The sequence below is a fragment of the Arthrobacter sp. GW822-FHT05G07 genome, from assembly GCF_058799755.1.
This window is the reverse complement of the sequence record NZ_JBXALT010000013.1, coordinates 26,085-51,831: the sequence shown is the minus strand read 5'-3', so window position 1 is coordinate 51,831 and position 25,747 is coordinate 26,085. Positions and strand designations below refer to the sequence as shown.

Sequence of the window (25,747 nt, the reverse complement as noted above, 5' to 3'; positions counted from 1 at the left end):
CTGCTTCAGCCCCTTACGGCCCAGGCAAACAGCCCAAGCAGCATCATCCGGTTACACCAGATAAGTCATCAGGATACTGATTAACCAGCAGGGAGGGCAATGCGGAGTATCGGCGAACGCCGGAATCAGGCGCTGCGAACCCGATCCACGGCCCTGCGAAGTACCCCGGACTGAACACCCAACGACCATTCAGCCACGTCAGTGACGAACCGGGTAAATGCCTCGTAATCAAAGGACGCTGGATTGTTGACATAAGAGCCCACGCCGTCGATGGCCACCCATATCCGGATGCATGCAGAGAACGGGTCATCCACCGCGAAGTCACCGGAGGTAACACCATCCTCAATGAGTGCTGTCAGCCGCGACCTATCCAGGTATTCCTGCGCCAGCAGCGCCTCGGACAAGGCCGGAATGAAGCGGGACAGGTGCCGGGCATTGAGCCACAGCCTGGTGAGCTCGAAGGCGCCATTCCCCTCTATGCGTCCGATGAGGTGGGCCATTCGCTCCAGGGGAGTCCCGCCGTCGGGGAACAACTCTTCCCGCTCCTCCGAAACGGCGAGGACGAAGGCCGCGATCACCAGGTCCTCGGCGGCCGGGTAGTAGTGGCTGATCAGCCCGGGGCGCACACCCAGCCGGTCAGCTACGGCGCGGAGGGTGATCCGCTCCAGCCCCTCATTCAGGGCGATCGAAGCAGCTTCGGCCAGAATTTCGGCGCGGCGCTCGTCAGGTAATTTTCGAACACGTTGGGACGTGGGGCTTGACACCATGCCCATCAGTCTATTGGATTAGTGACCAATAGCACGTTGGTCATGCGACCAATAGCGTCCCTGGACCGGTATCCCAGCGTTGCGAACCGGTCCTTGCCCGAGAGGAACAGCGTTGTCCCAGCACCATATGACCGATGCGGTCAGCTACCCCGAACCCCTTGCCCACCCCGAAAAACGCGGCATTGAACTCATCGAATCGTCCGAACGCCATGGCCGTGCCCGGGACCTCTTCCCGGTGTGGGCCGCCCCAAACGTCAGCGTCCTCAACTTCACGGTGGGCGCCACGCTCATCCTGCTGGGCATGGAGCTCTGGCAGGCTTTCCTGGTCATCATCGCGGGCAGCCTCCCGTGGATCCTCACCGGCATCGTGGCCACCAGCGGCCCGGCAGCAGGCACCTCCGGCTCCGTCATCACAAGGGCCATCTACGGAATCCGCGGGAACAGGGTGGTTGTCGCCTTCTTTGGCTGGTTCATTTCCGCCGTTTTCCTGGCGCTCAACTGGCTCGCGTCCTCGTTCATGGGCGCTGAGCTCCTGGCGCAGATTGGCTTCACCGATCCCGTCCTTGTGCCGGTGCTCGTCACCATTATTGTTGCCGCCATCACCGTGCTGGTGGCTGTGTTCGGCCACAGCCTGATCCTGCGCAGCTACCCCGTGGTTGCCTCGGTGTTGCTTGCCATCTTCCTGCTGGTGACGGCCTTCGTCCTGCCGCACGTGCAGTGGGGCTACACGGCTCCTGCACCGTTGGAGGGTCTGCCGCTATGGTCTGCGATGACCATCGGATTCGCCATCCTCGCTTCCTCTCCCCTGTCCTACTCAAATAGCCCGGACCTGGCGCGATACCTCCCCAGATCCACCAAGCCTTCGCACATCATCGCGGCCACAGCGCTCGGTGGCGCCCTGCCAGCCATCTTCTTCACCTCAGTGGGCGCATTGCTCGCAACAGGGATTGACTCCGCCGCGATGGATCTTGGCATCGAATCGGCGCTTCTGGCCCTGCTCCCGGCCTGGCTCGGGCCCATCTTCGTGGTGGGCGTCATCATCAACACCATCGCGCTCAACGGCATGACCACCTACACGGCGAGCATGGCGTTCCAGTCCATCGGCGTCCCCATCCGCCGCATCCCCTCGGCGGTGGTAGTTGGAGCGATCGGCACAGCGCTGACCATCTACCTCGTCATGTCCACCAGCCTGCTGGACGCCGTGAACCTCATGCTGCAGCTCTTGGTCCTCATCTCCGGACCCACCATGACAGTCTTCGCCACCGACGTCATCCTCCGACGCAACCGCTACAGCGGCGATGACCTCTTTGACGAGCAGCCCGGCAGCCGCTTCTGGTACTCCGGCGGCTGGCACGTCCCCGGCTTGCTCGCCATCGGCCTTGGCGCAGCCGTGGCCTCCCTGTTCCTCACCAGCTCTGTGTGGACCGGCCCTATCGCCGCGGCTATGGGCTTCCTGGACCTCTCGGTGCCGGTGTCCATGGTGGTGACAGCCGGGGTCTACATCGCCCTGACGCGCCTCGCCGCGAAACGCCGCCCCACCGCAATCCCCTCCATCGAAGGAGCCCCCGCATGACCACCACCGGAGCCCATCCCCCGCGTTACGTTGGCGCCGCCGGCCAACCCACCGTGGACTCTTGGCAGGAAGGCCCGCATAACCGGTGGACCTTCGCCCACCTTGGTGAAATGCTGCCGACGGCGTCAGTCACCCGCCACTTCCCGGCCGCCCCGGCAGCGGCTACTGAGCGGCTGGATGCCCTTGCCGTTCCAGGCCTGAGCCAACGGCTGGAGGAGAGCTACACCGACGCATTCCTGGTCCTGCACCGCAACAATGTCATTGCGGAGTACTACCGCCCTGGCTTCGCCCCCGATGACCTGCACCTGGTCATGAGCATTTCGAAGTCGATGTGCGGCCTGGTGGTCGGGGCCTTGGTGGATTCCGGAGACATCGTCACGTCCGACCGCGTTGTCCACTACGTCCCCGAACTCGCCGGATCGGCCTATGACGGTCCCACCATCCAGCACGTGCTTGATATGGCCATCCACCTCAACTACAGCGAGGACTACATGGATCCCGCCTCCGAGGTGCAGACCCACGACCGCTCCTCCGGCTGGCGCACCCGCCGGGACGGCGACCCCCAGGACACCTACGAGTTCCTCACCACGCTCACAGGCAACGGAACCGTGGGCCGCTTCCAGTACTGCTCCGCGAACACGGACGTCCTGGCTTGGATCATCGAGCGCGTGACCGGGCTCCGCTACTCAGAGGCCCTGTCCAAGTACCTGTGGTCCAAGCTCGACGCAGACCGGGACGCCACCATCACCGTCGATTCCAGTGGCTTCGGTTTCGCTAACGGCGGGGTCTCCTGCACTGCCCGCGACCTCGCGCGGGTGGGCCGGTTAATGCTCGACGGTGGCGTAGGTCCGGCGGGCCGGGTGGTGTCCGAGGGGTGGGTCCGCAGCATACTCGCTGGCGGAGACCGGGAAGCCATGGCCGACGCTTCCTTCACCGGCATACACCCCCAGGGCTCCTACACCCGTCAGTGGTGGTGCCCGGGAAACGAGCGAGGCAACGTGACAGGAATCGGCATCTACGGCCAGTACCTCTGGATCGATCCCGCCACCGATACCGTGGTGGTCCAGCTCTCCACCTGGCCGGAACCGGATAGCGGCCACCTCCACGAGCTCCAGAACCAGCTGCTCCTCGATGTCAGCCGCTCCTTGGATCAGCCCCTCGCATCACAAGAGATACCAACAGAAGAAACAGCCCAGGAAAGCAAGGAATCCGCAGCGTGACCACCCAGCTTTACACCAACGCCCGCATCTTCACCTCCGATACCCGCCGCTGGGCTGAGGCTATGCTCGTCCAAGGTGAACGCATCCTCTACGTGGGAGACGCCCACACAGCCGAACGCCTCCGCCCGGACGCCCAACCAATTGACCTTGAGGGCCGCTTGGTGGTCCCCGGTTTCGTGGATGGGCACGCCCATGTTGTGGGCACCGGCGAAGCCCTGGGACAGGTCAGCCTGTGGGGTGCCCGATCCGTGGAGGAAATCCAGCAACGAATCAAGGCAAGGGCCACCGAACGCCCGGATGCCGTGAGGATCCTGGCCACTGGCTGGCTGCACGGTGCCATCCCAGGCGGTGTACCGGACGCGGGGATGCTGGACGCCGTAGTCCAGGACAGGCCTGTGTATGCCTTCGCTTACGACTTCCACTCGGTGTGGGTGAACTCCGCGGCGCTGACTGAACTCGGGATTGATGACCACACTAAGAACCCGCACGGCGGCACCATCAAACGCGACTCTCACGGGCACGCCACCGGCTACATCGACGAGAACGCTTTCTACGACATGGTGCTCCCCTTCCTCGACTCCCAGGTAGGCGAAGGCGAACACGGGGCCAGCATCGCCGCAGTCCAAGAGGCCTACCGCGAAACCGGCGTCACCACAGCCTGCGATATGGGCTTCAACGAGACCGACCTCGAGGCCTTCAAACGTGCCGACAAAGACGGCACACTGACCAGCCGGCTCATCGCCTATTGGCGTGTTAACAACGCTGGATCGGCGGAGGAAAACATCGCCCAGGTACAGCGGGCGGCCGCGCTCGCCGTCGAACATGTTTCGCCGTTCCTGCGCGTGGTGGGCATCAAGGTGATCATCGACGGCACTATCGACGGGTGCACGGCCACCCTGGGTATGCCGTACGCCGATGGTTCGAATGCGGAACCGATCTGGAGCCTCGAGGAACTCGCGCCAGTGGTTGCCGCCGCAGATGCCGCCGGTTTGAAAGTTGCCATGCACGCCATAGGCGACGAATCGGTGCGGATCGCGATCGGCGCCGTGGAACACGCCGTTGCGGAGAACGGCCCCCGCGAGCGCCGCCACCGCATAGAGCATCTTGAGTTGGTGGACAGGGCCGACGTCGATCGCCTCGCCGCGCTGGGTATTACCGCCAGCATGCAGCCGGTCCACGCCGATCCCGCTATCAGCGAGAACTGGGCCGCCAAATTGGGTGACGACCGTGTGGAGCGCGGCTTCCCGTGGCCGTGGATCACCCAGGCGGGAGCGCGGCTGGCTTTCGGCACGGACTCCCCCACCTCCCCGCACGCACCGCTGCCCAATATGTATGTGGCCACCACCCGCGCTTCTGCTTTGGACGCGTCCGCTGGAACAAATGTCCCGGAGTTCGCACTGCCCCTCGCGGAATCGATCCAACATGCAACGCGGGATTCGGCCTGGACGTGCGGCGCGGAGCACGAAATTGGTCGGCTTACTGCCGGCCTGTACGCGGACTTCGTTGTCTTGGATACGGACGTACTCGCCACAGAGAGCCCTGCCTCGCTCCTCGAAGCCAAGGTTGTGCGAACTGTGGTGGGCGGACGCACAGTGTTCGAAAGGGACTAACCCGCCTGCCGATCCGGATTGCCCGCTGCTCCGAATCAGTGTCAAAGGTGGATCACTGTCAAAGGTCAGGAGCAGCGGGTCGCATGGAATTTCTGCAGGAAGCGTCGCGGTCGGGCAGCGCAGCGTTATCGGGCGTTGCTTCGCCGCGGCTCGAGGTGATCGCCACGGCCCTGGGGCCGTGTGTGGCACGCGTACAAGAATCCTCGGAAGGTGGCGGTGACTTCGCTGACGTTTACCTGCACGGGGCCGCGGGGTCGTGGACAACTTTCCAGCCGCTGCTCTCCGATACTCCAGAACGCGACCGCGTCCTCATAGACCTGCCGGGCTGGGGCGATTCCACCCAAGGTGCGCAGCTGGAGACGGCCACGATCGAAGCCATGGCGGGTGCCGTCGTCGAGGTTTTGACTGCCTTGGGGAACAACAAGTGGAACATCGTGGGCCATTCCATGGGAGGTGTCCTGGCCCTGCATATTGCTGCGGCATGGCCCGGATCCACCGTCAGCGTCGTGGTGGTTTCGGCAACCACTCTTGGAGTTGCCGGATCGGTGAAGAGCCCGTGGCGTGGGCTTGCCAAGATGCCATGGTTCGTGGGCATGCTGCTGCTCATGAACACCACCGCAGTCTTCGGAAACGCGGGAAGAGCCTTGATCCGCGGGGTCGGGCACACGCCATTGATGCGGCTTCTGCTGTCACCACTTTTCGCGGACCCGGCAGCCGTCCCCTCGGGCCTCATCCGCAGGCTGGCACAGGAAGCCCGGCCAGCCAGCTTCAGTGCAGCCGCGCGAGCCATTGCACTGTACGACTTTGGCCAGTGGCGCCGTATCAGCTGCCCCGTGCTGGCGATGCGTGGCGACCACGACGCCTTCACGCCAGCATCCGACCATTCCCAGCTGGCCTCGCTCGGCCCGCATGTCCAGATCGTGACGCTAACGGAGTGCGGACACTTCGCGATCGCCGAGCAGACCGCCGTCGTAAAGCAACTGATAGAGGAACTGCGGCAACGCTGAACGCCCGACGGCGACCTCCCGCCGTCGGGCGTTTGCCTTACGTGACGTAGCGAACTGCGGCCCGGCAGGACCTCAGGGCACAATGGAGAGCATGACCCTCACAACTTTCGCCCTCGTCCGCCATGGCCAGACCGATTGGAACGCGGAGCGCCGGTTGCAAGGGTCCACTGACATTCCGCTGAACGACGTCGGTCGCGGCCAGGCGCGCGACGCCGTCGCCTTCCTGTCGGACCAGCCTTGGGACACCGTGGTGTCCTCGCCCCTGGGCCGCGCCGCCGAAACTGCCGAGATCATCGCCGATGGACTGGGGCTGAAAGTTGCTCGGCTGGTTCCGGAGCTCACAGAGCGCAGCTTTGGTCCTGCCGAAGGACTTCAGGCCGGGCCTGAGCTGGAGGCTTTGCGCATCCCCGGAGGTTTCCGCGGCGGCGAAACTGACGAGGCCGCCGCTGATCGCGGCATTGCTGCCTTGGAAGAGCTGGCCGAGGAGTTCGCCGGCAAGCGCGTCCTGGTGGTGGCTCACGGCACTTTGATTCGGCTGACCCTGAGCCGGGCCATCGGACGCACCTTGGACAGCGTGCAGAACGCGGTCCTCAACCTGGCCCATCACCATGTCACGGACGGCTGGCAGCTGGAGTACTTCAACGGCGAGCGGGTCACGGCCGGCGTCGAGTCCTGAGCTAGGCTGCTACCGCGCTTCGAGGCGCGCCTTCAGCTGCTCCGCGTAGTCCGTGTACGCGGCGGCGATCTCTTCCAGGTCAACCGTTTGGGGGAAGTCGATCACGGGCTGGTGTTCCGCGAGGTAGGTGGTGGTTTCTTCGACCACGAGTTGCTCGTCGAAGCCCTCCAGCCCAACCTCAGCAAGGAATTCCGGGTTGGTGTGGACCAGGGATTCCCCGGCTTGTCCTTCGGATGCCCAACGCACCAAGTACTCGTTCTGGTTGACCATTTCAATGTCGAATGACTTCTCCATGGCAGCAGCCTACGCCGTTACGTGGCGGCTGCCGGCACACCGCGGGCAGCGATGAGGTCCAGCAGAGTCTCGGCCTCAAGGCCCAAAAGTGCGGCCGCCAGGCTCCCCATCAGGTCCAGCACATACTCACTGCCGGCACTTCCGGCCAGCACATCCATGACAAGTCCATCTTCCTGGGCAACCAGGGTGCGGGCGATCTTGGCCGGGTCCAGAAGGGGAGCGAACTCGCCGGAGCGGGTTCCGGCGTCGATGATTTCACGGTAGACGCCTTCCTGCGCACGGGTGAGCTCGTCTTGGATCCGGCGCTGCTCGGGGTCTCGCAGCATGTGGGGCCAGTATTCGTAGAGGATCCGGGAGACATCATCGTCAAGCCCGGCAGTGGTTCCCGCGCTGATGACCGCGGCGAGCCTGGCTGTGGGGGTCATGCTCTGATCCACGGCTTCGGCGAGCTTCTCTAGAAATCTGCCGGAGGAAGCCTGCACGGCGGCAGCGATGATGTCGGCATGGCTGCCGAAGTAGTAGAGCACGGCGTTTGCGGCCATGCCTGTCTCCGCGGCAATGGCGCGGAGTGTGGCCCCCTCAGCGCCGTCGCGCGCTGCAACAGCCTGGGCTGCCGCCACTATTTCACGGCGTCGGATTTCCTTCTTGTCTGCCTTGGCCACTACCGCTCCCCCGGGGACTCTTGAAAATTCCTGTTGACATTGACTCTAGACCGGTATTGAATGGCATTCAAATTTGAATGTGATTCAAATTACTGATTCAACGAGGAGTCTCCGTGTCCCATCCCCCTTCCCGCATCTCACTCGCCAAAGACCCAACCCCGAAGGACCCAACATCCAAGGGCCTGAAAGCCGGCTCCATCGGCATCGGTCCAACAGTCGCCCTCGGACTGGCCGCCGTCGCCCCCGCCTACAGCCTGGCCGTGACCCTGGGCTTCGTGGTCCTTGCCGTTGGGGCGAGCACCCCTGCAGCGTTCCTGCTTGGCTTTGTCCCCATCCTCTTTACCGCCCTCGCGTTCAGGGACCTCAACAGGGAAATGCCTGACTGCGGCGGCGTTTTCGTCTGGATCACCCGCGTTTTCGGACCGGTTGCAGGCTGGTTCCTTGGCGGATGGGTGCCACAGATGGCCACGTTCATTGCGAGCGCCGCACTAGCTCAAGTGGCCACAACCTATCTGCTCAACTTCCTTGGTTTGGCCTGGATCGCCGCGGAGCCTATCGCAGTAGCTGCCATCGCGTGTGGGCTGATCGTCCTGAGTGCTTGGATCGCGGCGAGGGGAATCGAACTATCCGCCTGGGTGCAGTATGCGCTGATTGCCCTCCAGCTGGTGGCGCTTGGCGGTTTCTGTGTCGCGGCTTTCGCGGCGATGGCCACGGGCACCTCCGTCGGAACGGCAGAAGGTGGCGCCGCACAGCCAAGCCTGGAGTGGTTCAACCCCTTTGCATCCGGCGACATGTCCGGGCTCGTGTCCGGCGTCATCCTGTGCCTGTTCATTTATTGGGGCTGGGATGCGCTGATAGCGGTGAACGAAGAAACCACGGACCGAAAGGGAACGCCCGGCAAGGCCGTAGTCATCACCACCGTCATCCTGCTGTTCTTCTACGTGGTGACGGCCACGGCCGCCGTGGGATTTGCCGGGACTGCGAGCATCACCGATCCTGAAACCGTCTCTGATGTCCTCTCGGTCCTCGGTCCGCAGGCGACAGGAGATGTGTTTGGCCAGGTCATCATCCTGGCCGTGGGCCTTTCAGCGTTGGCAGCACTGATGACAGTAGCTGTCAGCACGCCGCGGACCTGGCTCAGCATGGGCACCTATGGTGCGCTCCCCAAGGCGACAACCAAGATGCACTCCAAGCGAGGAACACCCACCACCTCCATCGCCTGCTGGGCGGTCATCACCATGGCCATAACCTTGGGACTAACGGCAATCAGCGCTGACTTCATCGGGCTGGCCATCCTCTCCGTGGGCCTGATGATCGCGGCTTACTACGCGGCCACCGCCTTGGCATCCGTGGTGTACTTCGCCCCGCTGATGCGCACCTCTGCATCCGCCCTGATCCTGAAGGGCCTCCTTCCTGGTTTGGGAGCACTTCTGATGATCGGAGCGTTCGCGTACAGCGCCGTGGACATGCTGTCCCCTGAATACGCGGGGCTGGCCTGGCTGGGCATCGGCTCGGTGTTCTGGATCGGCATCGGTGCGCTGGCCTTGGGCCTGGTGGTCACCGCGATCTTGAGGACCAGACTGCGCCGCTTCTTCTCCAGCAAAACCATCCCCCGCGGAAACGTCACCACCCGGCACCAACTTCCATCCATTCTCAGCAACGAAACCGAGGCATAAATGCGCATCCTGTCCACCGCAGCACTTCAGACCAACCCCGTCCCCCACGACCTCGAGGCCACGTGGGCCCGGTTCGAGGCCCAAGCCGAATCAGCCAAGAAGCTCGGCCCGGACGTGGACGTCATCGTGGTTCCGGAGCTGCTGCTGTCCGCGCCGGGCGAGTTCCTGCTCCCGGACCCCGACGGCGAAACGCGCTCTGCCGCACCCATCCCCAGCCCACTTACCCACCGCATCTCCGCACTGGCCCGCAGACTTAATGTCTGGCTCATACCCGGTTCACTGCTGGAAACGGACAACGGGAACACTTACAACACAGCCATCGCCGTCTCCCCGCAAGGCGAGATCGTGGCCCGCTACCGGAAGCTCTTTCCGTGGCGCCCGTTCGAAACCACCACGCCCGGCGATTCCTTCGTCACTTTCGACATCCCCGGCTGCGGACGGATCGGCCTGGCCATCTGCTTCGACGGCAGCTTCCCCGAAGTGGCCCGCCAGCTCGCGTGGCTAGGCGCAGAAGTCATCATCCAGCCCACACTCACCACCACCCGGGACCGGGCCATGGAAATCGTCATGTCCCAGGCCAACGCCTTCGCCAACCAGGTGTATGTGGTGAACGTCAACGGCGCATCCCCCTCCGGCGTGGGCGAAAGCGTCATCGTCGACCCGGAGGGCACCATCATGCAGCAGGCTCGGGGCGGCGAAGAGATCCTGTTCGCCGTGCTGGACTTGGACCGGGTCACCCAACTCCGCCGCTATGGAACGCATGGCATTAACCGTCCGTGGGCCCAGCTCCGGGACCAGGAAGGTATGCTGCGCTTCCCCATGTTCGGGGGCGCACACTTCCAAGCGCCGGACTGGAGCGGGGATTCGGTGGACGCGCGACAAGCCAGCACTACGGCCTGACGACGCACCCAAGGTGAGAAGCGTTCGACGGCGGGCTGCCGCCGTCGAACGCTTTTCCCTCACCCTAGAGAAGATCAGGTTACTTACTTCTATACTGGCGTTGTGATGGCATCACTGTGGTTCGGATTGATTGCCTCCAGCGCCTTGGTCATAGGCGCTTTCGTGGGCGTGCGCTTCGAGCTGCCGAAGCGGCTTCTGGCCATCCTGCTGTCGTTCGCGGCGGGGTCCCTTATTACCGCCCTGGCGTTCGAACTGTTCGAGGACGCCTACGAACAAGGCGGGATCGTGCGCGCGGCGTTGGGACTGCTGGCCGGCGCCATAGTGTTTACGGCCCTCAGCGCCTTGCTCGATCGTTGGGCGCAGCCCGGAGGCAAGTCCAAAACCAAGGCCGCGGACGAAATACAGGGCAGCCCCAAACTGGACACCGACGCCGCCGCTTCGGACAAAGCTGCCACCTCCGCCTCAACGCGCGGCGCGGCCGGCATGGCATTGCTCGCGGCCGTGACGTTGGATGGCGTGCCCGAAAACCTCGCCCTGGGCATCTCCCTGGGCGAAGGATCCGGCGGCTTGGCACTGCTGGCGGCCATCTTCGTTTCCAACCTGCCAGAGGCCTTGGTGGGCGCATCATCCATGAAGAGCCAAGGCCGGAAAGCCGGGCCCATCATGCTGCTTTGGAGCGTCTGCGCAGTGCTGCTGGTTGCCGCCGTGGTACTGGGCGCGGGGCCTTTGTCCTCCGCCGAGCCCGCAACCATCTCCCTGCCTTTGGCCTTTGCAGCGGGAGCCGTGATCGCGTCCCTCGCGGACACACTCATGCCCGAGGCCTACGAGCACGGCGGCCCGGCTGTGGCGCTAAGCACCGCAGCTGGATTTGTTTTGTCGTTCACGCTCTCGCTCGCCTGAGCCGCGGGAGGCAAACACAAGAAAAAGACACGACGGCGGAGGTCGCCGTCGTGCGCTTTCTTCGCTGGTTGCGGCTGCTAGACCTCGGGGCGCCGCTCAACAACCGTGTGGGGATCGCCGCGGCGCTCAACAACGGTACGGCGGGTGCGGTTGGACATGGCGATGGAAATGATGAGGCCGATGATGCCTACGCCTATCAGGATGTAGCCAACCAGTACCTGGTCAAGGAAGGGAATGATTCCGGGGGCGAGCGCGAAAGCCAGAATAGCTCCGATGGCAATCAGGGCAATGGAAGAACCGATTCTCATAGCGTGCTCCTCATGTTTGTTCGGCGCAGTCAGGGTCTGCAGCCGAATCTGTATCATCAGGATACTTATGACCTACCGCTCCGACCAGACATTGCCGCGCCGCATTAGTCAGTATTAATCAGTGGCCGTAGCGCTCAGCCACCCGGGCGATCGCGTCCTCAGGGGTGGGCGGGGGGCCGAAGACCTGCTCCTGGCGGGTGGTGTCCGCCACGTACTTTCCGGTCTCGAACCACGCCACCATGCTCGCCATATCGGCCACCAACGGAAGGACCTTTGACGTGACCTTGCCGAGTGCGGCGATCGCTCCGGAAGGTATGGACATCACCTTGACCTGCTTGCCGGCCCGGCGACCAGCCAGTTCGGCGGCTTCATGAATGCTCAGGGGCCTGCTCCACCCAATGTCGATGCGCTCCCCCTCAACAATGTCAGCATCAACCGCCTCCGCAAGGTAAGCGGCGACATCGCTGGCCAGCACGAACGTGAGCCGGGCATCCTTGGATCCGAGCCACACGAAGCGCCCCTTCTCGAAGGGATCACCACCCATTCCCACCGCTTGGTCAAAGAAAGCACCCGGACGGAGGGCCACGAAGGGTACCCCGAGCTCCTCGAATTTGTCCTCGGCCAGTTTCTTGTTCCAGAAATGGGGAATCTGGGGAGTTTGGTCACTGGTGACGATGCTGATCAGCACAAAGCGAGGCACACGGGCATGCTTGGCCGCGACAGCCAGATTGCTATTGCCGAAGGTGTCTATGGCTTTGGCGTTCTTGTCATTCCGCGTGTAGCCGGCCGCCGTCGAAATGGCCGCGGAAACGCCCGTCATCGCAGTGACCAAGGAGGCGGCGTCCAGCATGTCACCCCGGGCGATCTCTACGCCTTTGGCCTCAAGTTTGGCGGCGTTGGACTTGGGCCTCACTAAAGCGCGAACCTTCTTTCCGCGCTTGAGAAGCTCGTCCACCACCTGGCCGCCCAGGAAACCCGTGGCGCCAACAACAAGGACAGGCAGGTCTTCGGCCACAGTTTCTCCTCCAGGTTCGTTCCTAGGGTCAGTGGTAGCACGCGATGGGAACTGCGGGCTAGGGTGCGCCGCGCCTTCCCAGCTATAGTGCACTCAAAGTGCAGTATGATGCACTAATGGATGAAAGCACCACCACACTTTCCTTGGCCATCGGAGCCCGGGTTAGACAAGAACGCCAAAACCGCGGATGGACCCTTGATCAGTTGGCTGAAGCTGCCGGCGTGAGTCGGCGGATGATCATCAACGTGGAGCAGGGAGCCGCGAACCCCAGCGTCGGGACACTACTGCGCATCAGTGATGCCCTAGGCGTCGGACTTCCCGCACTGGTTGAATCCCCACGCCCCAAGCCGGTCAAAGTGACCCGCAGCGGCGAAGGCGCATCCTTATGGACCAGCGAGCAGGGCGGACGCGGAGTCCTGGTCGCCGGTACCGAATCTCCGGATGTGGTGGAACTGTGGGACTGGACCTTGGGCCCGGGAGACCAGCACGGCAGCGAAGCCCACGCCGCTGGAACCAAGGAACTCCTGCAGGTTCTCCACGGCACCCTGACCGTGGACGTTGACGGGTATATGAACACCCTTGAGGCGGGAGATTCCATGACCTTCCCGGGCGACGTCGCCCACTCCTACGCAAACCCCGGCACAGATCCCGTCCGATTCTCCCTGGCAGTGTTCGAGCCTGGCGTGGGCTCAGGACACGTGCAGGAGGCTGGCTCATGAAGACCCGCCAACGCATCCCCGTTCCACCGTGGGGGCTCGCGGTTGCGGCCATGATCTCCGTCCAGCTGAGCTCCGCTTTCTCCGTGGACCTCATCGCCGACGTGGGTCCGGCCGGTACCGCATGGCTGAGGTTGAGCATGGGTGCCATCATCTTCCTGGCCATTGCCCGCCCGCCGCTTCGCTCTGTACGCCGCCCTGACATCCTGCCCCTCCTGGGCCTCGGCGTAGCCACAGGCCTCATGACCATCATGTTCCTCGCCGCGATTGAGCGCATACCGCTGGGCACCACGGTGGCCATCGAGTTCCTCGGACCGCTGACGGTGGCAGCAATCCGGAGCCACAACCACAAGGCCCTGGCGTGGCCGGCGTTGGCGTTGGCCGGGGTCGTCCTTTTAACAGAACCCTGGCATGGCGAGATCGACGCCCTTGGTGTGATGTTCGCAGCCATCGCGGCCGCTGGCTGGGGTGCCTACATCCTGCTGACCCAACGAGTTGGTGATCGCTTCACGGGAACCGGAGCACTCTCACTCACAGTCCCGGTGGCAGCTGTTACGGCCGCAATCGTGGGCGTCCCACAGGCCGCCGGACACCTTAGCTGGGAAGTCCTGCTGGCTGCCCTCGGAGTCGCCGTACTGATGCCAGTGCTCCCCTTCATCCTGGAAATGATGGCCTTGCGACGCATGACGTCCACCGCTTTCGGCACGCTGATGTCCCTGGAGCCGGCATTTGGCGTGCTTCTCGGGCTCCTGGTGTTGCATCAACAACCGTCCATCATCCAGTTCGTTGGCATCACACTGGTGGTGGTTGCGGGCGCTGCGGCCCAGCGCGGCGGGGACAGGCGCCCGTCGTCACCAGAACCCGTCACCGGCCTGGAACCGCCCCTTCCCCATGCCCTACCTGCCACCAGCCCACGAAACGAGGTCTGAGCATGTTCACAGGACTGAGCGCCTTCCCCTTGACGCCGCTCACCAACGACTCCCTGGACGAACGGTCCTACGTTGGACTCATCGAACGCCTGCGTGATGCACGCGTGGACTCCATCACCGCACTGGGATCCACCGGCTCGTATGCCTACCTGACACATGAAGAACGACGCCGCGTGGCTCACCTCGCCGTTCGGCACGCCGGGAGCGTCCCTGTCTTCGTGGGTGTGGGGGCTCTCCGCACCTCGCACGTCCTGGCCAACGTCGAGGCTGCCGAAGAAGCGGGCGCCTCCGGGGTGTTGCTGGCGCCGATGACGTACCAACCGCTCACCGAGGATGACGTGTTCGAACTGTTTCACACCGTCACCTTCCACTCCTCCCTTCCGGTGATCGTCTACGACAACCCCGCCACCACCCACTTCACCTTTCACCCAGGGCTATACGGCCGCATTGCCCAATTGCCCGGGGTTGCCTCCATTAAGATTCCGGGCAGCCCGAACACCATGCACCTGGAGGAACGGGTGCGGGAGATCCGATCACTTGTGCCGGACCACGTGACCCTCGGCATTTCCGGCGATGCCAACGCTGCCGCCGGATTGAGCGCTGGATGCGACGCCTGGTATTCGGTGATCGGAGGAACCTTGCCCGGCATCGCCCAACGCATCACACATGCTGCCATCAACGGACGGCCCGGTGAAGCGGCCTCCGAGTCCGAGCGCCTTGCGCCCTTGTGGCAACTTTTTGCGGATTTTGGTGGAAGCCTGAGAGTTGTCGCCGCCATCGCGGAACAGCTGGGACTGGCCTCCACCAAGAGCCTGCCGCTACCCATCCAAGGCCTGGGCCCTGAGCAGCGGGCCCGCGTTGCCGGGGTCATCGAGGAGCTTGGCCTGGGAACCTAGCGCAAGAAATCCAGCGCAATAATCCTGATTCGGGAATCCTGCCAGGCCTAGATGGCGATGACCACCTTTCCGCGGGCCTTACCGGCATCGAGATACCGCATTGCGTCCGGGACCTCGGCCAGCGGATAAACGCGATCGATGGCCGGGGCAATGGTTCCCGATTCCAACAGTTCGGCAAGATATTCCAGGTCCGCTGCAGTTTGGGTGCCCACGACCATGGTGAGCCGCTGGCGAATGAACGGGGAAAGAGCCACAGCGCGGAATTGCCGGTCCAGGCTGCCGGTCCATGAGCCACCTTCCTCCCCACCGGTGATCACGGCCGTCCCCGTTGACGTGAGCGACCGGCGAAGACGGGAAACGGAAGGATTGCCTGCGATGTCGATAATGACGTCGTAGGACTCAGCGCCGTCAGCAAAGTCCTGCTTGGTGTAGTCGATCACCCGGTCTGCACCGAGGGCTCGAACCAGCTCCACTTTGGCCGTACTGGCCACACCCGTGACTTCAGCGCCAGCCGCTTTAGCAAACTGCACCGCATAGCTGCCCACACCGCCCGAGGCGCCGGTAATCAAGACTTTTTGCCCCTTCGGCATCCGCCCAGCCGCGGGATCGATGCCGCCGGCGCGCACAGCGATCAGTGCCGTGCACGCAGACACTGGCACTGCCGCTGCCTGCTCAAAGCTGATAGTGGCGGGCTTGAGGGCGAGCTGCTTTTCTCGGGCAGCGGCGAACTCGGCAAAAGTTCCCTTCCCTGAGCCGAAGACGTGGTCACCCACCGCAAACCGGGTCACCTTCGCGCCCACGGCTTCCACGGCGCCAGCGAGGTCCAGCCCGGGAACAGGGTTTTTCGGAGCCCGGAAACCGTAGGCCAAGCGCAGCGCATACGGCAGGCCGGTTGTGACGTGCCACGTCCCCCGATCGAGCCCGGCAGCTCGCACCTTCACCAGTACTTCGTTGTCCGCGATGGCCGGGCGAGGGACCTGAGCCTCGTGCAGGACATCGGCGGAACCATAGGCTTCCTGGACGATGGCCCGCATAGTGGGACCGGGCAGGGACTGATCCCTGTGACGGCGCGATTCTTTGGCTTGCTGACCAGTGGTCATGGCCGGACCTTTCTAGTGCGGTGTTGTGCCTGACGAGTCTTTCGTACGCTGTACTAAATACGCTACCGTACACTGTACTAAACCGCTAGAGGGCAGCATCGAACCGAGGGAGATCCCGTGACCACCGCAGCATCCCAGCGCCTGCCCCTGAGCAGGGAACGAGTCCTGGAGTGCGCGGTTGCACTCGCCGACGAGTCCGGATTGGCCGCGCTGACCATCCGTACGCTTGCCCAAAGCATGGGAACCAAGCCCATGTCCCTCTACTACTACGTAGCCAACAAAGACGAGATCCTGGACGGCATCGTGGACATGGTTTTCAGCGAAATCGAGCTGCCGGCACCGCAAGGGGACTGGCGCGAGGAAATGCAGCGAAGGGCCCGCGGAGTGCGCTCAGCACTCAGGCGCCACCCGTGGGCAGTCGGGCTGCTCGAAAGCCGGTCCGCGCCGGGACCTGCCACGCTGCGGCACCATGAAGCAACGCTTGCAACGCTGAGGGAGGCCGGGTTCTCCGTCCAGCTGACAGCACACGCCTACGCCCTATTGGATAGCTACATCTATGGCTTCGCCCTGCAGGAAGCAGCCCTTCCGTTCGAGGGGCGGGACACCGCGGCCGAGATCACCAACCCCATCATGGAGCGTTTCGCCACGGGTGAGTATCCGCGCATGGTGGAGATCGCCGTCGAGCATGTCCTCAAACCCGGCTACGACTTTGGCGACGAGTTCGAGTTCGGCCTGGACCTCATCCTTGACGGTCTCCACCGACTGAAAGCCGGCGAGGAGTAGAGGCCTTCCGACTGGAGCTGCGAGTCTCATTGGAGGCACTCAGGCCGACGCGGTACGGTCAGGCATAGCCGACGCCGAGTGAGGGAGCTGAGTTCATGGCCAAGATCGAGGACTATGCAATCATCGGGGACCTGAACACGGCTGCCCTGGTGGGGCGCAGCGGTTCCATCGACTGGATGTGCCTGCCGCGCTTTGACTCCCCTGCTTGCTTCGCCGCACTGCTGCACACGTCTGAGGCCGGCCGCTGGCTGCTGGCGCCCGCCGGGACACCGGAGGGTGGCAACTGCACGCGGCGCCAATACCGTGAGGACACCCTCATCCTGGAAACGGAATGGGAAGTGGACGGCGGCTCGGTCCGGGTCATCGACTTTATGCCCGTCCGCGACGACGCCGTGGATCTGGTGCGGATCGTCGAAGGACTGTCCGGCGAGGTCACCATGCAGATGGAACTGGTCCTGCGCTTCGATTACGGCCGGGTGGTGCCGTGGGTCCGGCACGGCGAGCACGGCATCAGCGCGGTGGCCGGCCCCGATTCGGCCTACCTCACCACCCCCGCACCCTTGGTGGGCCGGGACAAACGCACCGTCAGCGAATTCACTGTCCGCGCCGGCGAGCGCGTTCCGTTCGTGCTGCGTTGGGCACCAAGCCACGAACGGGAGCCGCGCCGGATTAATCCGTTGCGGGCGCTGGAGGCGACGGAGGCGTTCTGGCTGGAATGGATCGGCCGCAGCGAAATGACGGGCAAATACAAGGAGCCGGTGGAGCGGTCCCTGATCACCCTCAAGGCGCTGACGTACGCACCCACAGGCGGCATCGTGGCTGCTGCGACAACGTCCCTGCCCGAGCAAATCGGCGGACCCCGCAACTGGGATTATCGATATTGCTGGTTGCGGGATGCCACTTTGACCCTGCAGTCGCTGCTCGCAGCGGGCTACACCGAGGAAGCTTCCGCTTGGCGCGACTGGCTGCTGCGCGCTATCGCCGGTGACCCGTCAGAACTCCAGATTGTGTACGGGCTCGACGGCGCCCGGAGACTCCCGGAAGCGGACATCCCTTGGTTGTCGGGTTACGAAGGTTCACTGCCCGTCCGCACCGGAAACGCCGCCGCTCCGCAGCTTCAATTGGATGTGTGGGGCGAAGTACTGGACGGGCTTTCGCTGACCCGGGCGGCCTCCCCTGATGGCAGCGTGGATAGCTCCTGGGATATCCAGGTCGCCTTGATGGAGTTCTTGGAAGGGGCTTGGGACCAGCCGGACAACGGGCTGTGGGAAATGCGCGGCCCGAGGCAGCACTTCACCCATTCCAAGGTGATGGCGTGGGTGGCTGCTGATCGAATGGTCAAAGCCGTTCGAACGTCAGGCTTGCCCGGCCCTGCCGATAGGTGGTCCGCCCTCCGCAGCGAGATCCATGCGGACGTCATGGCCAAGGGCTTCGACGAGAAACTCAACACCTTCGTCCAGTCCTACGGCAGCACGGAACTGGACGCGAGCCTCCTCCTGATTCCGCGCGTCGGCTTCCTGCCGCACCGGCATCCGCGGGTCGCAGGAACTGTGGACGCCATCCAGAGGGGACTCACTGACGACGGACTGGTCCTTCGGTATCGCACGCAGTCCGGACATGACGGACTTCCGGGCGACGAAGGCGTTTTCCTGGCGTGCTCGTTTTGGCTGGTGGATGCGCTGCTGGGAATCGGCCGCTCCGACGAGGCGACCGAGCTGTTTGAGCGGCTGCTCAGCCTCCGCAACGATGTGGGCCTACTCAGCGAGGAGTGGGATCCGCGGACGCAGCGGCACCTCGGCAACACTCCGCAAGCCTTCAGCCATTTCCCGCTGATTCACAGTGCCCTGCAGCTTCACCAGGGTGAAGCCCACAGCAGTGACACGCCGCTCCATAGACCCAAACATCCGGGCCGGGCCAGCGGCTCTACCCTTCGGAATGATCCTCGCCTTCGGTAGCTGATGGTTCGCCCTTGTGGCTCGCTTCCTCCAAGTGGAGGTCCAGCTTGCGTTCGGCTTCACGCCGACGCTGGCCGACGGTCCGCATCTGCTGTGTGTTCGGGTCACCCCGATCTTCTGACGCTGCGCCCAAGGGCGCGGCGGGCTGCACATTCTCTTGTTCGCCCATACAAACAATGGTCCCATCACCAGTTCGTCAGCGATAGCTCAGCGGACGTTGTGACGCCCGCCCTGCGCACTCTTCCGAGTTTTTGGGGCGCAGAGCGGGCCTCACACCATGCAACTAGCGGCGCGTCTCGCCCGTACCGGTTCCTTCAGTTTCAATACGTTCCTTGCGGACTTCCTCGTCCACCTGGACTTCATCAGTGACGGTGTCCTTTTCCAGGCGTACGCGCTCCACCGGAACGGTTTCCTTCTGCACCACGGGCCGCTCCTCATGGAGGGTGACCTCGTGTTCGCTCTCGGTCAACTCCGCCCCGGACATGGCGTCCCCGGCGTTCGCATCCGTGATGGGCTCGCGTTCCAGGCGGACCTCCTCGCGCTGCACCGGAACCGTGGTGGTGACGTTCTCCGTGGTGATGTATTTGCGCAGCCGCGCCCGGCCAGTGGCTTGCTTCTCCGTGCCCACGTTCAGCCGTTCTTCCGAACGGGTCATGGCATCATCGCCGCGGCTGGCGTCCGTATCCCGGGTGTAGCTGGCGTCCGTATCCACGGCGTCCCTGTCCACCGTGTCCCTGGTGCCGGTTGTGCCTGCAGTCCCCACTGTTCCGGTGGTGGTGCCGGCGTAGTCATCGTGACCGCTGAAGCCACTCTCGCCCTCAAGTCCATAGTGGTTGTACAGGCGACTCTCCTCGCCCGGATCCAAGTGCCCGTCCTCGGCAACACGCGGTGCGTCCTTGATGTGGTCCTTGCTGAACGGGACCACCACATCGTCGCCTTCGACTGTGGCTTCTTGAAGCGGAATGAACGATTCCGAACTGCCGAAAAGACCTGTCTTGACGGTCACCCAGGTAGGTTCACCCGTGTCATCGTCGGTGTAAAACGTGCCGATGGAGCCCACCTTGTCACCTTCAGTGGTGCGGACGTTTCCGTTGAGGCCCATCAGACGGTCAATGTTTTCCCTCGCGAGCATGATGTCTCCTTGGAATGCGGTTCTCTTACTGTGGAGTGCCAAGCGGGCTGCATCACCGGGCGTGGTTTCCGGATGCCGGAGCGGGGAGCAAGTTTCAACCCGTCGACTTTAAGGAACACCAATACAGTAAGCATGCTTAGTGTTTGCTTGGCAAGCCCTAATTATGGAGAATGAGTGGCGCTTGCCACACTGCCCGCTGGCCCGTAGGCTCGAAGCGGAGAAATCAGTACTTGTGCCCAAAGGTATCCATTCTCCCTTCCCGCCAGGGTTCATCATGTCTGCTCAGCCAGAACACTTCCCCCTTCCAAGCCAAACCCCCGCGCCCGCTCCGCTCCACCTCCTCCAGCTCGGCAACCATTACCTCCACTGCGGAGTTCCCATGCATGCAGGCCTCGGGAAGCAACACGTTTTTATGGTCGAAACCACCGGCCAATCCATTGACCCTGAGCTGGAGGTCTACCTCAGCACCAGGGTTCTGCACTGCGACGAGTGCGGATTCCAGATGGAGATCCCCGACTAATCTCCACTTGGTCTGCGGAGCTTGGGTGGGCGGGCCGTCCCGGGTAGCGTGAGCCAAAGACAGGTTGCGCCCCGCCGCGAGCGGACGATTTCCAAGGAGCTGGCCCATGAGCAGATCCCACCGAGCGTCACAGCATGAACCGGACACCGCCGTCGAACTCAATCCCCTGTTCAGCAGGCCCGGAGAATCCACCATCTTTCCCCGTTTCACCCTGCCGGACGGTGAATCCTTACCGGCCACGGCCTACCAGGTTGTGCACGATGAAGCGATGCTGGACGGCAACTCGCGGCTGAACCTGGCCACTTTCGTTGGAACGTGGATGGAGACGGAAGCCTCCAAGCTCTACGCCGAGACGTTCGACAAGAACATGATCGACAAGGACGAGTACCCCCAAACGGCTCTGATCGAAACCCGTTGCTGGCGGATGCTCGCGGATCTGTGGAACGCTCCGGATCCCGAGAAGAGCATCGGCACCTCCACCATCGGATCGTCGGAGGCCTGCATGCTGGGTGGCTTAGCCTTGAAGCGACGGTGGCAACACGCAAGGCGTGCAGCGGGCAAGTCCACGGAGAAACCCAATCTCATCCTCAGCTCCGCCGTTCAAGTGTGCTGGGAGAAGTTCTGCAATTACTGGGATGTGGAGCCCCGTTTTGTCCCGGTCTCAGCCGAGCACCCCACGCTTGATGGCCATGACCTGGACCAGTACGTGGACGAAAACACCATCGGCGTGGTCGCCATCCTGGGTGTCACCTACACCGGGAAGTATGAGCCTGTGGAACTCATCTCGGACGCGTTGGACGAGATCCAGGCCCGCCATGGACTGGACATTCCCATCCACGTGGACGGGGCTTCCGGAGCCATGGTGGCACCGTTCCTGCAACCTGAAACGGTGTGGGATTTCCGGCTCCCCCGCGTCGCATCGATCAACACCTCCGGCCACAAATATGGGCTGGTGTATCCCGGACTGGGCTGGGTGGTGTGGCGGGACGCGGCGGCGCTCCCCGAGGACCTGATCTTCCACGTCAGCTACCTCGGCGGGGACATGCCCACGTTTGCGCTGAACTTTTCACGGCCCGGCGCCCAAGTGCTGCTGCAGTATTACCTCTTCCTGCGCCTTGGCTTTGCCGGGTACAGGTCCGTCCAAGCGACGTCACGGGATGTGGCCCTTTACCTCTCCAGCGAAATCGGTGCCATGGACGCGTTCACCCTGTGGAGCGACGGCTCGGACATTCCGGTATTCGCGTGGCAACTCAGCGACGGCCACACGGAACACTGGAACCTGCACCATCTCTCGGAACGGCTCAGAATGAACGGCTGGCTGGTTCCCGCGTACCCCCTCCCTGACGGGTTGAGTGACGTCACGGTCCAGAGGATCGTGGTCCGCAACGGTTTCACCCGCGACCTCGCCTCCAGTTTCCTGGCTGACCTCAAGAAGGAAGTGGACTACCTCGACAGTCTCACGGCGCCGATGCCCACCGACAAGCAGTCAGAGGGCTTTCACCACTAAGCACTGGAAGGGAAGTTGGTATGTGCCGTCTCTTCGGGCTCCACGCCGGTCCCCGGCCGGTGCGGGCCACCTTCTGGTTGTTGGACGCCCCGGACAGCCTTTCCGCGCAAAGCCGGCGGGAGCCCGACGGCGCCGGCATAGGCACGTTCGATTCTGCCGGCAAGGCGCACGTGGCCAAACAGCCTTTGGCCGCATGGGAGGACCACACTTTCGCCCGTGAAGCGAGGGACTTGAAGAGCACAACGTTCCTGGCCCACGTGCGGTATGCCAGCACTGGCGCGCTCACCATGGTCAACACGCACCCGTTCGAGCAGGACGGGCGGCTGTTTGCGCACAACGGCGTTCTTCACGGCCTGGACCAACTCGACCAGCGCCTCAACAAGCTCGGCGTGATGGACCTGGTGTTGGGTCAGTCGGACAGCGAACGCCTTTTCGCGCTTATCACGGCGGAAACGAGGCGGGCCGACGGGGACGTGGGGGCAGGTATCGCGGCGGCCATCAATTGGGTTGCCAGGGATCTACCCGTTTTCAGCCTCAACTTCATCCTCACCACCGCAACCGACATGTGGGCGCTGAGGTACCCGGCCACCCACCCCTTGTATGTGCTGGAAAGGGATCCAACTGCGGCACCTGATCCGTCCGCCCCGCTGGATGCTCGAAGCAAGCGAATCCGTTCGAAGAGCACCGAGCTCTCCCGTTCTCCGCATGTCCTCTTCGCCACCGAACCCATGGACCCGAACCCCGGCTGGCGGCCCATGGAATCCGGCGAGCTGGTTCACGTGGGCCGGGATCTCGCCGTCACCTCCACTGCGCCCTTCCCGGATGCTCCTGCGCGTCTGCTCACGCTCGCCGATCTTGAACCGACCGCGGCGGCGTCGCAACAGCCTTGACCGCCACTTCTGCAGTCCGTTCCCAACGCGACAAACGCACGACGGCGACCTTCCGCCGTCGTGCGTTTGTCGCCTTTGCGCGGCGTCAGGCGGAAGCCGGCTTCCTGAGGAACACCGCAACGGCCACGGCAGCCGCGACGCACATGGCCGCATTCACCCCCACCGCCACCGTGACGCCGCTGAGCACGGCGGGAGCGTCCGATGCGCCGATAGCCACCAGCTGGGCGGTGAATACCGCGCTCATCACCGGAATGCCCATGGTGATGCCGATCTGCTGGCTCATGGTGGCCAGACCCGTGGCCATTCCTTGATCAGAGTCGGGCAGCCCGGACGTGGCGGTCACCATAAAGCCGACGATGACCACCAGGTTGGCGACACCCCCAATGAATGTCGCCACCAGCAACAGCCCTAAGGACGCCGGATCTGAGCTCAGCCACACCAACGCTCCGGTAGCCACTGCCTGAACCACAAACCCATACACGATTGCCCTCTTGCTGCCCACCCTCGCGATCACTCTTGGCCCCAGCACGCCGCCGAGGACGGTGCCCAGGCCCAGGACGGCAAAGGAAAGACCCGCCGCGAGCGGCGTATAGCCGAGGACCTGCTGCAGGTACAGGGTCAGCAGGAACACCAGCGACGTCTCGGTGACGAACGCCAGAACCCCGGCGATGTTGCCCCACGCCACACTTGGACGCTTGAGGATGCCGAGGGGCACCAGCGGGTGCGGGGCACGGCTTTCAACCCTGGCAAACACGGCAAAGAGAACGACGGCGGCCGCAAGCGCACCTAGCGTCAGAGGCTCGGTCCATGAGTGTTCGGCGGCATGGGTAAGGCCGAACACCAACGTGAGCAAGCCCAGTGTGACCGTGATGGCGCCGGGAACGTCGAGCCGGACCTTGGACGATGGTCGGCTTTCGGCGAGTACAACGGGTGCGATGAGGAGAACTGCTACCGCAACGGGAACATTGATGAAGAACGCCCACCGCCAGCTCAGGAGCTCGGTCAGCAGCCCACCAAGGATTGCCCCCGTGGTGAATCCGGCAGCCATCAGGGAGCCGTTGAGCCCGAGTGCCCTGTCCCGAAGAGGGCCCTCCGGGAACGAAACCAGCAACAGCGACAACGCAGCCGGTACCACCATGGCTGTCGCGATGCCTTGGCCAACCCTTGCCAGCAGCAGCCACGCCGGTTCAGTGGCGAGGCCACCAGCCAGGGAAGCTACCCCGAGCAGTGCCATGCCGATCAGGAACATCCTCCGGCGTCCCGCCAGGTCCGCTACGCGCCCGAAAAGCAACGTGAGGCCGGCTGCGCACAGGGCAAAAGCCGTTGCCACCCATTGGAGGTGCTCCAGCGAGAAGCCCACGTCTGAGCCGATGGCAGGCAGGGCGACGTTGAGGATGGAGAAATCCACTGCCAGCGTGAAACTCGCAGCCAGGAGGACAATGAGCGCCAGCCGCTGCCTGGTGGTCATGCCTTGTTTGGCTACGCCTGTTACTGGCTCGACGTGGGGATGACTGATTTTGTTGGATGTTGGCATGCCCCCAGCGTGGCCGTGTTCGTGTTTGGCAACCACACCCCGTTGTGGGTACCACTGGCAGTGACAGGACAATGCCGGCCAGCACATGAACAATGGGGGCATGGGTACACACAGTGAACTTGGGGAGTTCCTTCGCGTCCGGAGGGCAGCCTTGCAGCCAGATGACGTCGGCGTTCTGAACTACGGCATCCGGCGCGTCCCTGGCCTGCGACGGGAGGAACTGGCCATGCTCGCCGGAGTCAGCACCACGTACTACACACGGTTGGAGCAGGGCCTCAGCACTAATGCTTCAGAAGCCGTGATCGGTGCGATCGCCCGTGCCTTGAACCTTGACGAGGCCGAGCGCGCGCACCTCTTCAACTTGGCGCGCCCCGGAAAGGCGAAGCGGCGCATGCCGTTCAAACCGGACAAAGTGCGGCCCGGGACCCTGCGACTGATCCAGTCCATGTCCGGTACCCCGGCCGTTGTATTGGGTCGCCGAAGTGAAGTGCTGGCGTGGAATGCCCTGGGGCACCGGCTCGTCGCCGGCCACCTGGAATACGCCGCCCCGGAGACCCCGTCCTCGCGTCCCAACATGACCCGGCTGTTGTTCCTCGACCCCCACACACGGGAGCTGTACACGCGCTGGCCAGAGGAGGCCAGCCGTGCAGTAGCGTCGTTGCGCCTTGTGGCAGGAAAGTCCGCCGATGATCAGGAACTGGCTGCCCTGGTTGGTGAGCTCACTTTGAAGAGCCAGGAGTTTGCGAAGCTCTGGGCCAAGCATCCAGTGGAGAACTGCATGTCCGGAGTGAAATACATGCAGCATCCGGAAGTGGGTCATCTGGAGCTGAACTTCGAGGTACTTACGCCGCCCGATGAGTCCGGGCACCGGGTCCTCCTCTATGCCGCAGACCCGGGATCTCCGGGAGCGGCGGCCCTGCAGCTTCTCCAAGGTGCGGGTGATTTCGAAGGCGCGCTGCGCAGCGCGGCTGAAATCGACCGCTGAGAAAAATAGTAAGCCTCCTTGCTTTCTCGCTGATGAGGATGTTTTGCTTGACTATGAAAGGCCAAAGCCCAGGCATCCGGACAAGGAGCTGACATGGCAGACAGAAACATCGCAGGGTCAAGCACACCCAGGGGCCGCAGGAACGACGTGGTCGCTGCCGAGAAAGAGCTTTGGCGGCATCAAATGGGGCTC

Annotated in this window: 26 protein-coding genes; 17 read left to right on the top strand and 9 right to left on the bottom strand. The window is 63.5% G+C overall.

All coding sequences use genetic code 11. The features are described 5' to 3' along the window. Nucleotides 1-125 precede the first annotated feature (125 nt). Entirely contained in the window at nt 126-767 is a 642-nt protein-coding gene (locus AC1RJY_RS20415) for a TetR family transcriptional regulator (protein ID WP_043806680.1), read from the bottom strand. 127 nt (nt 768-894) lie between these two features. Between AC1RJY_RS20415 and AC1RJY_RS20410 the strand changes: the two genes are divergently transcribed. From AC1RJY_RS20410 to AC1RJY_RS20390, 5 genes are all read left to right on the top strand, one after another. Then, a complete protein-coding gene (locus AC1RJY_RS20410; RefSeq protein WP_498603200.1) occupies nt 895-2,340 on the top strand; it encodes a purine-cytosine permease family protein in 1,446 nt (481 codons plus the stop codon). Then, nucleotides 2,337-3,560, top strand: a complete 1,224-nt coding sequence (locus tag AC1RJY_RS20405; protein ID WP_498603134.1) for a serine hydrolase domain-containing protein — start codon at nt 2,337-2,339, stop codon at nt 3,558-3,560. Before AC1RJY_RS20410 ends, AC1RJY_RS20405 begins: the two co-directional genes overlap by 4 nt. After that, a complete protein-coding gene (locus AC1RJY_RS20400) occupies nt 3,557-5,170 on the top strand; it encodes an amidohydrolase (protein WP_498603133.1) in 1,614 nt (537 codons plus the stop codon). Before AC1RJY_RS20405 ends, AC1RJY_RS20400 begins: the two co-directional genes overlap by 4 nt. 83 nt (nt 5,171-5,253) lie before the next feature. Continuing rightward, on the top strand, nt 5,254-6,177 hold the full coding sequence (locus AC1RJY_RS20395) for an alpha/beta fold hydrolase (RefSeq protein ID WP_210065474.1): 924 nt from the start codon (nt 5,254-5,256) through the stop codon (nt 6,175-6,177). An 82-nt stretch (nt 6,178-6,259) separates the two neighbouring features. After that, nucleotides 6,260-6,853 (top strand): histidine phosphatase family protein, encoded by a 594-nt coding sequence (locus tag AC1RJY_RS20390; protein ID WP_043806422.1) that lies wholly within the window; start codon nt 6,260-6,262, stop codon nt 6,851-6,853. 9 nt (nt 6,854-6,862) lie between these two features. On the opposite strand, the gene AC1RJY_RS20385 is transcribed toward AC1RJY_RS20390, so the two are convergent. Then, entirely contained in the window at nt 6,863-7,147 is a 285-nt protein-coding gene (locus tag AC1RJY_RS20385) for a hypothetical protein (protein ID WP_498603132.1), read from the bottom strand. Nucleotides 7,148-7,164: 17 nt separating this feature from the next. After that, nucleotides 7,165-7,809: a TetR/AcrR family transcriptional regulator gene (locus AC1RJY_RS20380; RefSeq protein ID WP_498603131.1), complete on the bottom strand. Its 645-nt coding sequence runs from the start codon at nt 7,807-7,809 to the stop codon at nt 7,165-7,167. A 113-nt stretch (nt 7,810-7,922) separates the two neighbouring features. Here AC1RJY_RS20380 and AC1RJY_RS20375 point away from each other — a divergent pair, with 113 nt between their 5' ends. The 3 genes from AC1RJY_RS20375 (at nt 7,923) to AC1RJY_RS20365 (ending at nt 11,285) form a co-directional block, all read left to right on the top strand. Continuing rightward, nucleotides 7,923-9,485 (top strand): APC family permease, encoded by a 1,563-nt coding sequence (locus tag AC1RJY_RS20375; protein ID WP_498603130.1) that lies wholly within the window; start codon nt 7,923-7,925, stop codon nt 9,483-9,485. After that, nucleotides 9,486-10,385, top strand: coding sequence for a carbon-nitrogen hydrolase family protein (locus AC1RJY_RS20370; protein WP_498603129.1), 900 nt, complete (start codon nt 9,486-9,488; stop codon nt 10,383-10,385). It begins immediately after the preceding gene. Nucleotides 10,386-10,487: 102 nt separating this feature from the next. Further along, nucleotides 10,488-11,285 (top strand): ZIP family metal transporter, encoded by a 798-nt coding sequence (locus tag AC1RJY_RS20365; protein WP_014923162.1) that lies wholly within the window; start codon nt 10,488-10,490, stop codon nt 11,283-11,285. Nucleotides 11,286-11,362: 77 nt separating this feature from the next. Here the strand turns inward: AC1RJY_RS20365 and AC1RJY_RS20360 are convergent, their stop codons facing one another. After that, on the bottom strand, nt 11,363-11,593 hold the full coding sequence (locus AC1RJY_RS20360) for a DUF6458 family protein (RefSeq protein ID WP_043470828.1): 231 nt from the start codon (nt 11,591-11,593) through the stop codon (nt 11,363-11,365). A 118-nt stretch (nt 11,594-11,711) separates the two neighbouring features. Next, a complete protein-coding gene (locus AC1RJY_RS20355) occupies nt 11,712-12,608 on the bottom strand; it encodes an SDR family oxidoreductase (protein WP_014923163.1) in 897 nt (298 codons plus the stop codon). A 116-nt stretch (nt 12,609-12,724) separates the two neighbouring features. On the opposite strand from AC1RJY_RS20355, the gene AC1RJY_RS20350 reads away from it, so the two are divergent. From AC1RJY_RS20350 to AC1RJY_RS20340, 3 genes are read left to right on the top strand one after another with little or no spacing between them, the layout of a single operon-like run. After that, on the top strand, nt 12,725-13,327 hold the full coding sequence (locus tag AC1RJY_RS20350) for a helix-turn-helix domain-containing protein (RefSeq protein ID WP_498603128.1): 603 nt from the start codon (nt 12,725-12,727) through the stop codon (nt 13,325-13,327). After that, nucleotides 13,324-14,253 carry an EamA family transporter gene (locus tag AC1RJY_RS20345; RefSeq protein WP_011776563.1) on the top strand — a complete coding sequence of 310 codons (930 nt, stop codon included), beginning with the start codon at nt 13,324-13,326 and terminating at the stop codon, nt 14,251-14,253. Before AC1RJY_RS20350 ends, AC1RJY_RS20345 begins: the two co-directional genes overlap by 4 nt. A gap of 2 nt (nt 14,254-14,255) precedes the next feature. Then, nucleotides 14,256-15,149 (top strand): dihydrodipicolinate synthase family protein, encoded by an 894-nt coding sequence (locus AC1RJY_RS20340; RefSeq protein WP_498603127.1) that lies wholly within the window; start codon nt 14,256-14,258, stop codon nt 15,147-15,149. 47 nt (nt 15,150-15,196) lie between these two features. On the opposite strand, the gene AC1RJY_RS20335 is transcribed toward AC1RJY_RS20340, so the two are convergent. After that, a complete protein-coding gene (locus AC1RJY_RS20335) occupies nt 15,197-16,249 on the bottom strand; it encodes an NAD(P)-dependent alcohol dehydrogenase (RefSeq protein ID WP_498603126.1) in 1,053 nt (350 codons plus the stop codon). A 117-nt stretch (nt 16,250-16,366) separates the two neighbouring features. Between AC1RJY_RS20335 and AC1RJY_RS20330 the strand changes: the two genes are divergently transcribed. Together AC1RJY_RS20330 and AC1RJY_RS20325 are read left to right on the top strand one after the other, a co-directional pair. Then, the gene (locus AC1RJY_RS20330; protein WP_014923168.1) at nt 16,367-17,032 is read left to right on the top strand and encodes a TetR/AcrR family transcriptional regulator; all 666 of its coding nucleotides are present in this window, start codon (nt 16,367-16,369) and stop codon (nt 17,030-17,032) included. Between the two features lie 95 nt (nt 17,033-17,127). After that, on the top strand, nt 17,128-18,987 hold the full coding sequence (locus tag AC1RJY_RS20325; protein WP_498603125.1) for a glycoside hydrolase family 15 protein: 1,860 nt from the start codon (nt 17,128-17,130) through the stop codon (nt 18,985-18,987). On the opposite strand, the gene AC1RJY_RS20320 is transcribed toward AC1RJY_RS20325, so the two are convergent. Together AC1RJY_RS20320 and AC1RJY_RS20315 are read right to left on the bottom strand one after the other, a co-directional pair. Beyond that, the gene (locus AC1RJY_RS20320) at nt 18,956-19,156 is read right to left on the bottom strand and encodes a hypothetical protein (protein WP_014923170.1); all 201 of its coding nucleotides are present in this window, start codon (nt 19,154-19,156) and stop codon (nt 18,956-18,958) included. The genes AC1RJY_RS20325 and AC1RJY_RS20320 overlap by 32 nt on opposite strands. A gap of 114 nt (nt 19,157-19,270) precedes the next feature. Beyond that, on the bottom strand, nt 19,271-20,119 hold the full coding sequence (locus AC1RJY_RS20315; protein ID WP_498603124.1) for a PRC and DUF2382 domain-containing protein: 849 nt from the start codon (nt 20,117-20,119) through the stop codon (nt 19,271-19,273). Nucleotides 20,120-20,393: 274 nt separating this feature from the next. Between AC1RJY_RS20315 and AC1RJY_RS20310 the strand changes: the two genes are divergently transcribed. The 3 genes from AC1RJY_RS20310 (at nt 20,394) to AC1RJY_RS20300 (ending at nt 23,036) form a co-directional block, all read left to right on the top strand. Continuing rightward, the gene (locus tag AC1RJY_RS20310; RefSeq protein ID WP_143711672.1) at nt 20,394-20,639 is read left to right on the top strand and encodes a hypothetical protein; all 246 of its coding nucleotides are present in this window, start codon (nt 20,394-20,396) and stop codon (nt 20,637-20,639) included. 106 nt (nt 20,640-20,745) lie between these two features. Continuing rightward, entirely contained in the window at nt 20,746-22,146 is a 1,401-nt protein-coding gene (gad, locus tag AC1RJY_RS20305; protein ID WP_498603123.1) for a glutamate decarboxylase, read from the top strand. A 20-nt stretch (nt 22,147-22,166) separates the two neighbouring features. Further along, nucleotides 22,167-23,036, top strand: a complete 870-nt coding sequence (locus AC1RJY_RS20300) for a class II glutamine amidotransferase (protein WP_498603122.1) — start codon at nt 22,167-22,169, stop codon at nt 23,034-23,036. Nucleotides 23,037-23,121: 85 nt separating this feature from the next. Here AC1RJY_RS20300 and AC1RJY_RS20295 read toward each other — a convergent pair whose 3' ends face one another. Then, the gene (locus AC1RJY_RS20295) at nt 23,122-24,504 is read right to left on the bottom strand and encodes an MFS transporter (protein ID WP_498603197.1); all 1,383 of its coding nucleotides are present in this window, start codon (nt 24,502-24,504) and stop codon (nt 23,122-23,124) included. A 166-nt stretch (nt 24,505-24,670) separates the two neighbouring features. Here AC1RJY_RS20295 and AC1RJY_RS20290 point away from each other — a divergent pair, with 166 nt between their 5' ends. Then, complete coding sequence (locus AC1RJY_RS20290; RefSeq protein WP_011776571.1) at nt 24,671-25,555, top strand: helix-turn-helix transcriptional regulator; 885 nt, start codon at nt 24,671-24,673, stop codon at nt 25,553-25,555. Nucleotides 25,556-25,747: the final 192 nt, after the last annotated feature.